The following is a 12,914-nucleotide window of genomic DNA, read 5'->3' as shown; positions in this document are numbered from 1 at the left end:
GTAATCATTTCTGTTATTTCGATCAATAATTTTTGTTAATTGAGGAACGGCAGAATCGCCACGGCCGTCATTTTCTGGCCATGGAAATCGGCTGATAATCCGTGGACAGTCTCCTCCGCAACGGGAGCGGATCATGCCGCCGAGCCTTGCAGACCATATTGCCACCTATCGCCGGGCCGAATGGGCGGCCGATGCCGTGGTGCATGTGGTGGGCCTGGCCTTCGGGCTGGCCGCCTGCATCGCCATTGCCGTGCTGGCGATCCCCCAGGCCGGCGCCCTGCGGCTTGCCAGCCTCGGCCTCTACGGCTTTGGCCTAGTGGCCATGCTGGGCTGTTCGGCGCTGTACAACCTGTCGGGCAGTGCGGTCTGGAAGGGCGTGTTCCGCCGGCTCGACCATGCCGCCATCTTCCTGATGATCGCCGGGACCTATTCGCCCTTTGCGCTGATCGTGATGGGCGGCGGCTGGGGGCGCGGCGTCTTCCTGTTCGTCTGGGCGATGGCGCTCTGCGGCGTGGCGATGAAGCTGCTGCTGCCGCTGCGCTTCGAGCGGCTGTCGGTGGCGATCTACCTGCTGCTCGGCTGGACCATCCTGGTCGCCTTCAACCCGCTGGTGGCCGGTGCCTCGCTGCCGGCGCTGGTGCTGCTCATCGCCGGCGGCGGACTGTACAGCCTGGGCGTGATCTTCCACCTGTGGGAGCGGCTGCCGTACCAGAACGCCATCTGGCACGTCTTCGTGCTGGCGGCGGCGGCCTGCCATTTCACCGCCATCCTGCTGGATGTCGCCATCGTGGCCTGAGGCCTGGGCCTGACGTTGTGGCCTGAGTCTGTAGCCTGAGCCTGCGGTCGGACCGGCTTGCCGCCCGGCGCGGGCGTCTGCTATAGAGCCCCATCCGCTGCCTGCCGGCAGTCGGTTTTATCTCAGCCGGGGGGCGGTTAGCTCAGTGGTAGAGCGCCTCGTTTACACCGAGGATGTCGGGAGTTCGACCCTCTCACCGCCCACCAATTTCCGCAACGCACAACCGATCTGGCGCCAATTCAGCGATAAATCTCAGCGCTGTCAAATGACGGCGTCATGTGGGCTCGGCCGCAGTGACGCCGGGAACTGTCAGGAAATAACGGGTGGGAAAGCCGGCGGCCTTAGCCTCGTTTCGCCAGCACTGGTGAGCCGGCCCATTCAAGCCGCCAGATGGCGCCTTGGGGCACGGTCTGGACGGCGTGCGGATGAAACGCAAAGAGACAGATGCCTTCGAGTCGGCGTACTGACCGGTCGCGCGGCCCATTACTGCCTCGCGCAACAATCTCGGTAATCTCGGCTGCCAGCGCCTGGTCGGATGGGTAGCCTATGACCGGATCAGCACTGCGGCAGGACTGCGCAGCTTTAACATCGCGAAGATTGTGAAACGGGCCAAAAAAGCCGGCAATGAGCTCGGTGTAATCAGTCTGATCTCTAGCAGCGATCAATTTGGGCGCGGCCACCTCATGTAGCTAACAGCCAGGAGCGTAGTTGGGAAATCTTACTGAGGTCGAACTACCTCTAGACAAGGATTCTTCTAGAAAAGCTGCTGAGACTACGTTCAGAGTCTTAAGAGGTTTTGCCTTTATTGCCGTTGCCAAAACGAAAGGCGGCAATCCACTTGAGCGTTCGTCGCGATCACATTTAGTGCTGGCCGGCGAGACTTTTTCATCACTGCGGCGAATTGCGCAGATCATGCTTTTATGCCGGAAGTCGTTTTTTAATACCTTGGAGGAGGCCTGCAATAGGAGCAAAGGGCAACATCTCCCAGTGGCCAATGCAAGAGGGGCGCCCGCGATTTACTCATATGACGTTAATTTACTCATTTGTCAGATAAAATTAAAAATGTCGAAAATATGTTGACAGTGCTGACGGGGCTTTTCTAGTCTGGTCTCGAAGATCAACGAATAGAGAGGAACTGACCATGCCGAGCGCCCGTCCGAACCGCCGTCGTTTCATCCAGTCGGCCGGTACCCTCGCTGCCGCTGCCAGTTTCGGCGCGCCGTTCATCTCCAGTTCGGCCCGAGCCGCCGGCCAGCTCGTTTTCGCGGGCTTCGGCGGCGCGTACCAGGAGGGCCAGACCAAGGCGCTGTTCGAGCCGTTCGAGCGGGAAACCGGCATCAAAATCGTGCAGACCACTGGCGTTGATCTTGCCAAGCTGCGTGCGCAGGTCCAGTCCGGCAATATCGAGTGGGATTTCATCTCGCTGCCCGATCGGCTGCGCTATACGGCAGTACATGACGGCCTGCTGATGCCGCTGGATTACAGCGTGATCAACAACAAGAAAATCGTGCCCGAACTGGTAACCGAATTCGCCGTCGGCGGCGTTACCATCCCGATGCTGATGGCTTATTCCACCAAGTATTATCCTTCGCCGGACAAGGCCCCGAAGACCTGGGTGGATTTCTGGAACATCGGCGGCGTGCCCGGCCAGCGCGGCATGTACAACGGCGCCGTCTATACCTTGGAATTCGCGCTGATCGCCGATGGCGTACCGAAGGACAAACTCTATCCGCTCGACCTGGATCGCGCTTTCCGCAGCCTGGATAAGATCAAGTCCAAGCTGATCTGGTGGAGCCAGATGTCGCAGCCTGGCCCGATGCTCGCCTCCGGCGAAATCCATGTCACGCCCTCGGTGCGTGCCATTACGGCCATGCTGGCGGGAGAGCCGATAGGCGTGAGCTACGACGGCGCCGCACTCACCTACGAAGCCTGGGTTGTGCCGAAAGGCACTAAGAACGCCGCGAACGCTATGAAGTTCATCAATTTTGCGTTGCAGGGAAAGAACCAGGCCGAATTGACGAAGTATATCGCCTTCGGTCCCACCAACAGCGACGCCGCCGAGTTCATCAATCCCAAGGTGCGGCCTTATCTTTCTTCCAATCCGGAAAATGCTGCCAAGGGCTTCCTGCTCAGCGGCGATTACTGGGGGCCAAATCTGGACAAGGTCATGGAACGCTGGAACGAGTGGCGCCTGCGCTAAAGGCAGTGCGTCCGCGTTAAAGATATTGTCAGCACGAGTAGATCGATGAATATCCTTGAAAAGCTTGCATCCCTGGGTCTGGAGTTGCCGAACGTGCCGCAGCCGGTGGGGAACTACCGTCCGGCCAAGCGCAGCGGCAATCTGGTCTTCACGTCCGGCCAGACTGCCCGGATCAATGGTGTCCGGCGCTATGTCGGCAAGGTGGGACGAGAGGTTTCCGATGAGGATGCCTATCTTTCGGCGCGTGACGCGGCTCTGAACTGTCTGGCATGTGCCGCCTGGGCGGCTGGTGGGACCGACAAGTTACGCGACGTGATCAAGGTGCTGGGCTTCATCAATTGTGTCGATGGTTATGAGAAGCAGCCGGCGGTAATCAACGGGGCCTCCGACCTGATCGAGAAGCTGTTCGGCCCCCTCGCGGCCCATGCCCGCTCTGCCGTCGGTGTAAATGCCCTGCCATCCAACGTCTCGGTCGAACTCGAGATCATTTTCGAGGCGGACTGATCCGGCGCTGGTGTAGTCTGACCAGGATGGTGAAGCGGGAGTATGTTATGCAGGCGCAGGCAGCCACGCTCGACGTCGAGCATTTGATGAAGGTGTTCGACAGACAGGTCGTTGTCCGCGATGTGTCCTTCTCGCTCCAGGGCGGAGAGCTTCTGACACTGCTCGGCCCCAGCGGTTCGGGCAAGACCACCACCATGCGCATGATCGCCGGCTTCGAGGAGCCCACGGGCGGTGATGTGCGCGTGGCGGGCGAGAGCATAGTCGATCTGCCTGTGCACAAGCGCGATATCGGGGTGGTCTTCCAGCAGTATGCGCTGTTTCCGCACCTGAGCGTGTTCCGTAATCTGGCGTATCCGCTGGAGATGCGCGGTCTGCGCAAGGCGGAAATTGCCAATCGCGTCGAAAGAGCTTTGGCCATGGTGCGGCTGGAAGGCTTCGCCGGTCGTCTGCCGAAAGAGTTGTCGGGCGGTCAGCAGCAGCGCGTGGCGCTGGCGCGGGCGATCGTGTTCGAACCACGCCTCTTGCTGATGGATGAGCCGATGGGGGCGTTGGATAAACGCCTGCGCGAGCTGATGCAGATCGAGATCCGGCAGCTGCAGCAGCAGCTTGGTATCACGACCGTCTCGGTGACGCACGACCAGATCGAGGCGTTGGTGATGTCCGACCTGATCGCGGTGCTGGATGGCGGCGTTCTGCAGCAACTGGGGCCGCCGCTGGAAGTCTACCAGAAACCGGTCAACCGCTTCGTCGCGGATTTCCTGGGCGAATCCAACCTGATCGACGTGGCTGCGTGCCAGCCGCGAACCGAGGGCCTGCTCTGCCGTTCGAGTCGAGGACTGGAAACCCTGGCTGCCCCGCTGCGGCCCGGCGAGGAAGCGGCATCGTGGCTGGTGGTTCGGCCGGAAAACATCCAGATTGGCGATGCTGCAGCCGAGTTGCCCAATCACTGCCGCGCCGGCATACGCGAGGTTCTCTATGTCGGCGACCTGCTGAAATATCGCGTTGAAACAGAGACCGGCGAGCAGTTCAGCATCAAGGCCCTGGCCTCTGCCGGGCAGCCATGGCGGGTCGGCGACACATCCCTGATCGGCTGGCGCACCGAGCACTGCCTGCCGATACGATCATGAGACTGCGATCAAGACGACTTCTGGCGCCGGTCGGGCTGGATCACATGGTTCTGCTCGGGCCACCGCTTGTCTTCGTGCTCCTGTTCTTCCTAGTGCCTCTGGCTCAAGTGATCTGGGGAAGTTTCTTCACGCCCTCTTTTACTCTGGCGCATTACCTTCGCATCTGGAATACGCCGATCTACCTGCAGGTGTTCGGGCGTACGCTCTATGTTGCCTTTTGTACAGCCGGCCTGTGCGTGCTGCTGGGCTACGCGGCAGCTTTGTTCCTGGCCCAGTGCGGCGCGCGCACGCGGCAATACCTGTTGCTCTGCGTTGTGATCCCGTTCTTCCTCAGCATGCTGATCCGGAACTATATCTGGATGGCCCTGCTGCAGCGCGCCGGTCTGATCAACAACCTCCTGCTTGATCTTGGCGTCATCGAGCAACCGTTGGCGCTGATGTACAATGAGTTCGGCATGCTGGTCACCATGACGAACATGCTGTTGCCCTACACCATTTTTCCAATCCTTTCCGCGCTTCTGGCGATCCCGCCGGAACTGCATGATGCTTCGGCCAGCCTGGGAGCCGGCCGGCTGCGCGGTTTCCTGCGCGTCACCCTGCCGCTCAGCATGCCCGGCGTTGCCGCAGGGGGATTGCTGGTTTTTATCGTCGCACTTGGCTTTTTCATTACGCCAGCCCTAGTCGGCGGACCCAAACAGATGATGATTTCCAATCTGATCGACTTCAATGTGCGTGAGGTTCTGAACTGGCCCTTTGCTTTCGCGCTGGCCAATATGCTGCTCTGGGTCACTCTGGCGATCTATTATTTCTATGTTCGCTTTGTTGAGAGGCGCGGGGCGCGCCCGGGCCTGCCATGAAATACCGCCGCATCATGGCAAGCCTGTGCCGAATCGCCGTGGCAATTCCCGGAGCACTGGTCCTGTTCTTCCTGACGGCGCCGGTATTGGCCGTGATTCCCATGTCCTTCGGGGCGGCCGGTCCATTGCAGCTGATTCCCGATCATCCCAGCTTCGACCAGTACAGCCGCTTCTTCTCCAGCCCCGACTGGATGACGGCATTGTGGATTTCGGTGCAGGTGGCATTGGGAACAACCTGCCTCGCAACCGTGTTCGGCGTTGCCGCCGCGCTTGGTTTGTCCCGCCTGAGTGCGCGATGGCGGCTGCTGCTTGATGCGGTCCTGATCCTGCCGCGCATTGTGCCGACCATCGTTTTCGCCGTGGCGGCCTACAGTGTGTTTCTCAAATTTCACCTGGTTGGCTCCGTCTTTGGCCTGATGCTGGCTCATAGCGTCCTGGCGATGCCTTTCGTGGTAGTTTTCGTCGGCAGCGCGCTCCGCGGTCTTGACCATAGTCTGGAGGAGGCCTCGCGCAGCCTGGGCGCCAACCCCGCCATCACATTCTTCCGCGTCGTGCTGCCGCAGATACGACTGTCTCTGATCGGTAGTGCCCTGTTCGCATTCAATATTTCCTTCGATGAAGTTGTCGTGACGCTGTTTATCAGCGGCGTGTACAGCAAGACCCTGCCGGTGAAGGTATGGGATGCGATCCAGTATGAAGTCACGCCGATACTGCCGGCCATCTCCACTCTCGTAATCCTGACGACCCTGGCACTGCTGTTGCCGCTACTTCTGCTGCGCCAGCGGCTGGACACCACTGCAAAACATAGGTGACAAGAATGTATTTCACCGGGTTCCGCTGCTTCGAATGCGGCAAGCTTTATCGTCCGGACGAGGATCTCCTGCTTTGCCCGGCATGTCACAACCTGCTGGATGCGACTTATGACTACGACGCCATCGGCCGGGATTTGGATCGGGACGCGATAGCGGCGCGACCGCACGGCGTTTGGCGGTGGCGCGAATTCATGCCGGTGCTCGATGACGCGGCCATTGTCAGTCTGGGCGAAGGCGACGGGCCAATGCTGCGCTGTGATCGCATTGCCAAAGCGGTCGGCGTGCGCGAACTGTGGGTGAAATCCGATGCCAACAATCCGACCGGTTCCCTGAAAGATCGTTCTATCACGGTCTCGGCAACCAAGGCGGTGGAATTCGGCTACAAGATACTGTCCTGTGATTCCACCGGAAACAAGGCATCATCGGTTGCGGCCTATGCTGCGCGTGCAGGACTGGACAGTGTGGTCTTCTGTCCCGATGACACGCCGGTGCCGAAGGTGACGCAAGCCCTGTATTTCGGCGCCAGGGTCATCCGGGTGCGCGGACATTACTCGCAGATCAATGCCATGTACCGGAAGCTGATCCACAGCGGCGCGGTCAAGTGGTATGATTGTGGCACCGACAATCCATTCCGCTACGAAGGCAAGAAGTCTTACGCCTACGAGATTGCGCAACACCTGGGCTGGCGGGCGCCGGATCGGGTAGTGCACCCGGCCAATGGTGGCATGTCCATCGTAAAAGCCTGGAAGGGTTTCGGCGAGCTGAAACGGATCGGCTGGCTGGAGGGCTTGCCGAAGATGACGGGTGTGCAGGCGGCTAACTGTGCGCCGATCGCCAAGGCGGTCCTCGCCGGTGCCAACATCGTGACGCCGGTCGAAAAAGGGCCAACCATCGCCAGTGCGCTGGCCGGCGCGGACCCTGGCCTGCTTGGCAACCGTGCGGTGGCATCCATCCGCGAGTCCGGCGGTACAGCGCTCGGCGTGAGCGATGCTGAGACGCTTGAGGCGATGCAGCTTCTCGCCAGTGAAGGCCTGTTCATCGAGCCGAGCGGTGCCGTGGCGATTGCCGGCATCAAGCGGTTGGTGGCGGAGGGCAAGGCATCGCCGGACGAGAGGGTGGTTTGCGTCGTCACCGGCTCGGGATTCAAGGATTTCGACCAGATTGCCAGTCAGGTGCGCATTCCGGAGGAAACGGTGGGCAGCTACGAGGAATTATTGGCCGCGGCACAGGCCCTGGGCTGAGCCACGGGCGAAGGAACCGGCCATGAAGATCACCGATATTACCGCCACCGTGCTGTCCAGCCGTTACGACCGGCCGATCCACTTCGCCCATATGGAGCTGACCGAGCGGCGGATCATTCTGGTCCGGGTCTATACCGATGAAGGCCTGGTTGGCCTGGCCGATGTGGATGGGCCGCCAGCTGGCGACATGGCCTGCGTACAATTGATCCGCGACACGTTCAGGCCGCTGCTGCTCGGTCGGAACCCTCTGGATATCGGCGCGCGCCTGAAGGACATGTTCTACGTTCTGGACAAGCTCGGTCGTTATCGCAGCCTGGAGTCCTACGTGCTGGGAGCCATCGATACCGCGCTGTGGGATATCTTGGGCAAGGCATCCAACCAGCCGATCCACCGTCTGCTGGGCAGCCGGCGCGACGAGATCAGTCTCTATGCCAGCCTGGGGCAATTGCCCTTGGGCATGATCGCCGAGGAGGTGGGAAAACGCGCGGCGGAAGGCTTCAGCGGTGTCAAGATACGCATCGGATTCCAGACGGAACAGGATGAATCAATCGTCGCCGAGGCGCGCCGTGTGCTCAAGCCGACCGACTCCACCAGGCTGATGGCCGATGCTAATTCCGGCTGGAACCGGGCCCATGCCGTGCAGTACGGTAAGCGGCTGGAGAAGCACGAGCTGCATTGGCTTGAAGAGCCTCTGCCGCCTTACGACCTGACCGGCTATGCCCATCTTGCTGCCAACCTCGACACCCCGGTTGCGATGGGCGAGCACGAGATTTTCAATCGCTATGACGCGCGCGACATCCTGCTAGCCGGTGCAGCTGATATCCTGCAACCCGACCTGCGCCAGGGAATATCCGAAGTGGTGAAGATCGCCCATCTTGCCAGTGCCTGGGACATCCCCTGCATCCCGCACTTCTTTGGCCCCGCTCTCCGCTTTGCCGCGCAGGTCCAGGTTCTGGCCAGCATCGACAACTACCAGCTTTGCGAATATCCGGTGGCTTTCGATCCAATCCGCTTCGAACTGACCGATCCGCCATTGGCCGCCGAAAAGGGCAAGATCGCGGTGCCGCAGGGACCTGGGCTTGGCGTCACGTTGAATGAGGCGACGGTAAAACGCTATACGGTGGAATGAGCATGACCGACCTGCCGCTTGTTCTGGCGACCAATCCGCTGGATCCCAGCGGCGAGGATCTGCTGCTCGGGCATGTCCGGCTGCTGGTGGCGCCGGATACGTCTGCCGGAACGCTCAATCGCCTGGCAGGAGAGGCCGAAGGCATCATCGTGCGCGTGCCATTGCCCTCCGATATCTTGGAGCATGCACCCCGGTTGCGTGCCATCGTCCGCCATGGTGCCGGACTGGATATGATCCCGATGGTGTCCGCCACGGCGCGCCGCATCCCGGTGGCCTATGTGCCCGGCGCCAACGCCACAGCTGTGGCGGAATACTGTTTCGCGGTCATGCTGAAATTCGGCCGCCGGCTCGGTCGTGTGGATGACGGCCTGCGCATAGCCAGCTGGCAGGAAGTCCGCCAGTCTGTCGGAAGCGCTGGCGAGCTGGCGGAAAAAACTTTGGGAATTGTCGGATTCGGCAATATCGGCCGACGTGTTGCCGCCATCGGCGCGGGCTTCGGTATGCGCCTGCTGGCTCATACGCCGCGGCCGGAAAACCTTCCCGATGGCATAACGGCTGTGGATCTGGCAGGGCTGTTCAGCCAGGCCGACTTCATCGTCTTGTGCTGTCCGCTGAATGACCGAACCCGCGGCATGGTGGATGCCGGTCTACTACGGCAGGTGCGTCCCGGAGGCCGCCTGATCAACGTCTCGCGCGGTGCGGTGATCGTGGACGAGGCACTGGCCGAAGCCTTGCGCAGTGGCCGGCTGGCGGCTGCCGCACTTGATGTATTTGCCGTGCAGCCGCTGCCGGCCAGCCATGTCTTCTTCGGTTTGCCAAACCTGCTGCTGACCCCCCATATTGCGGGGCTGACACAGGAAAGCCTGCGTCGCATGAGTCAAGGAGCGGCCGAGGAAATGCTGCGCATGTTGCATGGTGAGCGGCCGCGCAACCTCGCCAATCCGGAAATCTACGGCTGACCCTGGCGGCGCGCCTCGGGGCCCCAGAGTTCCTCCACCGTGGCCAGGCTCTGCGCTGTCTTCTCGAGATGCAGGGTCAGCAGAGCGACGGCACGCTGCTTGTGCCGGCCGATGGTGGCTTCCATCAGGTCGCGGTGTTCCTGCGGAGAGTTGCGGTAGTCAGGGAGATATGAGGTCTGCAGCCGGCGATAGCGTTCGGACTGGTCATAGAGAAGGTCAAGGACGCGCAGGCGCCAGACCGAGGGGCAGGCGGAGAGCAAAGACATATGGAAAAGCTTATGCAGCAGCGCCCCTTCCTCACTGAGCAGGGCGGGTGTGGTATCGTCGCGATCCTCATATTTCGATAGCCGGTGCAGCGAGGCTAGGACGTTGGCTTCCCAGCTATCGTCGCCATGCTCGATTGAATCGGCGAGCGCTGTCGATTCGATTTCCGCCCGCAACTTTGTGATGTCCCATAACTCGGTGAGCGAGATCGGCGCCACGCGAAAGCCGCGCTGTCCCTCGACAGTTACAAGGCAATCCGCAGTAAGCCGCGAGAGGGCCTCGCGTAGCGTACTGGTGCCTGCATCGTAACTGGTTTTCAGGTCGGCAAAGCGCAGCTTACTGCCTGGCTTCAGCTTGCCGCTGAGAATGTCTTGGCGAATCTGTCTGTAGATCGCCTCGACCAAGGTCTTGGGCTCGGACCCCGAGCGACCGTCCCGTACCAAGTCAATCATTCGCAAGGCATGCACCGGGGACTCCGCCTTCGTGTTTTGTAGTAGGCGCTTGTATTAGCTCAATTATTGGGTATGTCAACGACAGCAAGGTGAAAAGCAGAAGAGATTAACTATATCATATATATTTTAGAAAGTCGATATTTTTTGATTGAGGCTAAGGAGCAGGCTAAGGAGCGTACGATGAGCCGGCTATAGGGTTGTTGCTACGCTTCTTGTGTTGTAGCGACGCCGTGCGCTTGATCGGCTCGAAGAGATTGCCGACGGGGGCCTTTTCGAGCGGGTGCAGGCTGTAGCAGCCTTGATCGATGCCGCCAAGATGATCGAGCCATAGATCAATCGACTTGTCGCTTCTTTCGGTTGCGCAAGCCAAGCCCAATCTGACCGATGCGCAGATCAAGCAACAAATCATTCAAGAGTCGATACAGAATTATCGTGGCAGTTGCCCATGCCCCTATAATGCCGCCAAGAATGGCTCGCGCTGCGGCAAACGCAGTGCCTATTCGCGGCCGGGTGGGGCGGCGCCGTTGTGCTATGAGAGCGACGTAACAGAGCCAATGGTATGCGACTGGCGCAAGCGGCATGGCGAATAGCGGCGCTATGCACGTAATCTTATCGCGATGATGAAATGTCTAAAATCTACTGACTCGGACAAAAAGTTGGTAATCCTACTGAGGCTGTTTGTGTCTCGCCCGCGGGCGTGTCAATTCGCCGCCCTGATTCTGGCTGTCCGAGATGATATGCTGATCTTGGCCGAGCTTTGGGGCAGTCATTCTGATCCCTGGCGTTTTACCGTTGAATTGCAACGGAAAGCCAAGCGTCTTTGTATGGACGCCATTTGCGAGGACTATTGGGTTTGCCCATCCCATATGCTCGCTTTGGGGATCCGATAGTGCGCGAGAATAGCTGTTGATCAGAGAGCAGGGGATTCCCGCGCGGGACAGCAGGTCGATCAGCTCCTGCGCAGAGAAGCTTGAAAACGTCATCTCGAAGGTCTCCTTGAGCGGCGCCTGATTGCGGGCACGCAATGCCGTAGTGGAGAAGCGGGGGTCTGCGATCAGCTCTTCCCGGTTGAGCAGTCTGCATGCAGTCTCCCACAGGTTCTGGGTGCCGGCTGCCATCACGAAATAATCGTCGCGCGCCTTGAATGCCTGGTACGGGGCATTGCGCGGATGCGCCGATCCGAGCTTCACGGGGTCCTTTCCGGAACCGAAGTATTCGCTGACTTGCAGGGCGGCAATGGCAAGGGAGGCCCCCATCATGGGTACGTCGATATGCACGCCCTCGCCGGTTTCCGCCACTCTGCGCAACTGCGCACAGATAGCGAAGGCGCCGTAGAGGCCGGCCGCGAAATCGGAGATGGGCACGCCGGCTTTCACTGGGGCGCCATCTTTCTCGCCGGTGACGCTCATGATGCCGCTGATCGCTTGAACGGTGACATCGAAGCCGCCTTCGTCCGCGCGCGGCCCGTGCTGGCCATAGGCTGAGATCGAGCAATAGATGAGCCTGGGGTTGTGTTGGCGCAGGACTTCATAGCCGAGTCCCAGCCGGGTCAGGACGCCAGGGCGGTTGTTTTCCAGAAGGACATCCGCGTCGGCCGCTAGCACGATTGCTTGCTCCCTGTCCGTCTGCTGCTTCAGGTCGAGCGTGACGGACCGCTTGTTGCGGTTCAGCGACGCAAAATTCTCGCTGAAGGTATTGCCATCCGGACCGGAGTGGGGCGGCCAGCTGCGCAAGGTATCGCCGCCGTTCGGATTCTCGATTTTAATGACGTCGGCGCCGAGATCGGCCAGAACCATTGCGCAGAACGGCCCAGCCGCAACGTTGCAGATTTCAATGACCTTGATTCCGGCGAGCGGCAGAGTCACGTCATGCATGGGGGGATCCTCGGAATTGTCAGTAGACATCTCAGCGGAAAGTAGGGGCGGACCCGCCTACCGCTGCGCTCCGCCATCTATTTCCAGATGTTGGGCAGGCTGTCGTTGGAATAGGAGGAGATGAAGGGCTTGGCCGTCCCGATGGAAGGCGTAAAGGTCTTGCGCGTTATCCGCCCGATATTGCCGCCATAGGCGTGGATGCTGATGGCAGGGCTAATCGTGCTGGGGTTCCAGACCTGGTGGATGTCGCCGATGCGAGGAGAGACCGAACTTACATCGCCCGGATGTGCCATATGGGCGTCTCCGACCGGCGCCAAGCTGCCATCCGTGTCGAACGCAAAGGATTGCGCCATTTCCTCGCCGACGAGCTGTCCGATGACGCCCCAGACTGCATGATTGTGGATCGGGGTCTTCTGCTCGGGGCCCCAGACAAAGCTGACGACGCTGAATCGTTCGAATGGATCGCAGTAAAGCAGGTACTGGCGATAGGAGCTCTCCGAAACTCGGGCGTAATCGTCAGGCAGCCAGTCCGCCGTCGACACCAGCTTCTTCATCGAGTTTTCCATGATCGGAAGCAACTGGTTCTCCGACAGGTCCTGTTTCCCCACATTCTCCAAGTAAGTCGCTGATTTCGCTGTCGTAATCGTGATATTTCGCATATAAATCATGGCGTTGACGGCTGCGAGGGGCGCGTTTCAT

14 protein-coding genes and 1 tRNA gene are annotated in these 12,914 nt (G+C 60.1%); 10 read left to right on the top strand and 5 right to left on the bottom strand.

Features of this window, described 5'->3' with window-relative positions; all coding sequences use genetic code 11:
- Window positions 1–133 precede the first annotated feature (133 nt).
- Window positions 134–796: a PAQR family membrane homeostasis protein TrhA gene (trhA, locus tag ACFOOQ_RS18750; protein ID WP_379729171.1), complete on the top strand. Its 663-nt coding sequence runs from the start codon at window positions 134–136 to the stop codon at window positions 794–796.
- A 131-nt stretch (window positions 797–927) separates the two neighbouring features.
- Window positions 928–1,002: transfer RNA gene (locus tag ACFOOQ_RS18745), tRNA-Val, on the top strand.
- A 135-nt stretch (window positions 1,003–1,137) separates the two neighbouring features.
- Here ACFOOQ_RS18745 and ACFOOQ_RS18740 read toward each other — a convergent pair.
- Window positions 1,138–1,476 carry an RES domain-containing protein gene (locus ACFOOQ_RS18740; RefSeq protein ID WP_379729170.1) on the bottom strand — a complete coding sequence of 113 codons (339 nt, stop codon included), beginning with the start codon at window positions 1,474–1,476 and terminating at the stop codon, window positions 1,138–1,140.
- A 461-nt stretch (window positions 1,477–1,937) separates the two neighbouring features.
- On the opposite strand from ACFOOQ_RS18740, the gene ACFOOQ_RS18735 reads away from it, so the two are divergent.
- From ACFOOQ_RS18735 to ACFOOQ_RS18700, 8 genes are read left to right on the top strand one after another with little or no spacing between them, the layout of a single operon-like run.
- A complete protein-coding gene (locus tag ACFOOQ_RS18735) occupies window positions 1,938–2,996 on the top strand; it encodes an ABC transporter substrate-binding protein (RefSeq protein WP_379729169.1) in 1,059 nt (352 codons plus the stop codon).
- A gap of 45 nt (window positions 2,997–3,041) precedes the next feature.
- Window positions 3,042–3,500 (top strand): RidA family protein, encoded by a 459-nt coding sequence (locus ACFOOQ_RS18730; protein ID WP_379729168.1) that lies wholly within the window; start codon window positions 3,042–3,044, stop codon window positions 3,498–3,500.
- Between the two features lie 47 nt (window positions 3,501–3,547).
- Window positions 3,548–4,627 (top strand): ABC transporter ATP-binding protein, encoded by a 1,080-nt coding sequence (locus tag ACFOOQ_RS18725; RefSeq protein WP_379729167.1) that lies wholly within the window; start codon window positions 3,548–3,550, stop codon window positions 4,625–4,627.
- A 44-nt stretch (window positions 4,628–4,671) separates the two neighbouring features.
- Complete coding sequence (locus tag ACFOOQ_RS18720) at window positions 4,672–5,484, top strand: ABC transporter permease (protein WP_379729166.1); 813 nt, start codon at window positions 4,672–4,674, stop codon at window positions 5,482–5,484.
- On the top strand, window positions 5,481–6,296 hold the full coding sequence (locus ACFOOQ_RS18715) for an ABC transporter permease (protein ID WP_379729165.1): 816 nt from the start codon (window positions 5,481–5,483) through the stop codon (window positions 6,294–6,296). The genes ACFOOQ_RS18720 and ACFOOQ_RS18715 overlap by 4 nt, the downstream gene beginning before the upstream one ends.
- 5 nt (window positions 6,297–6,301) lie before the next feature.
- Window positions 6,302–7,537 carry a threonine synthase gene (locus ACFOOQ_RS18710; RefSeq protein WP_379729164.1) on the top strand — a complete coding sequence of 412 codons (1,236 nt, stop codon included), beginning with the start codon at window positions 6,302–6,304 and terminating at the stop codon, window positions 7,535–7,537.
- 22 nt (window positions 7,538–7,559) lie between these two features.
- A complete protein-coding gene (locus ACFOOQ_RS18705; protein ID WP_379729163.1) occupies window positions 7,560–8,666 on the top strand; it encodes a mandelate racemase/muconate lactonizing enzyme family protein in 1,107 nt (368 codons plus the stop codon).
- A 2-nt stretch (window positions 8,667–8,668) separates the two neighbouring features.
- Window positions 8,669–9,625 carry a hydroxyacid dehydrogenase gene (locus tag ACFOOQ_RS18700; protein ID WP_379729162.1) on the top strand — a complete coding sequence of 319 codons (957 nt, stop codon included), beginning with the start codon at window positions 8,669–8,671 and terminating at the stop codon, window positions 9,623–9,625.
- Here the strand turns inward: ACFOOQ_RS18700 and ACFOOQ_RS18695 are convergent.
- From ACFOOQ_RS18695 to ACFOOQ_RS18680, 4 genes are all read right to left on the bottom strand, one after another.
- Window positions 9,616–10,293, bottom strand: a complete 678-nt coding sequence (locus ACFOOQ_RS18695; protein ID WP_379729161.1) for a GntR family transcriptional regulator — start codon at window positions 10,291–10,293, stop codon at window positions 9,616–9,618. The two genes, ACFOOQ_RS18700 and ACFOOQ_RS18695, sit on opposite strands and share 10 nt — an antisense overlap.
- Window positions 10,294–11,006: 713 nt before the next feature.
- Complete coding sequence (locus ACFOOQ_RS18690) at window positions 11,007–12,215, bottom strand: CaiB/BaiF CoA transferase family protein (RefSeq protein ID WP_379729160.1); 1,209 nt, start codon at window positions 12,213–12,215, stop codon at window positions 11,007–11,009.
- 77 nt (window positions 12,216–12,292) lie between these two features.
- On the bottom strand, window positions 12,293–12,769 hold the full coding sequence (locus ACFOOQ_RS18685) for a cysteine dioxygenase family protein (protein ID WP_379729159.1): 477 nt from the start codon (window positions 12,767–12,769) through the stop codon (window positions 12,293–12,295).
- Window positions 12,732–12,914, bottom strand: a 183-nt coding sequence (locus ACFOOQ_RS18680; RefSeq protein ID WP_379729158.1) for a hypothetical protein, incomplete at its 5' end; no start/stop codon positions are given. The genes ACFOOQ_RS18680 and ACFOOQ_RS18685, both read right to left, overlap by 38 nt.

This window comes from Ferrovibrio xuzhouensis (genome assembly GCF_042648965.1).
GTDB lineage: Bacteria > Pseudomonadota > Alphaproteobacteria > Ferrovibrionales > Ferrovibrionaceae > Ferrovibrio > Ferrovibrio xuzhouensis.
Note: the sequence above shows the minus strand (reverse complement) of the source record. Positions and strands in the feature narration are given on the sequence as shown.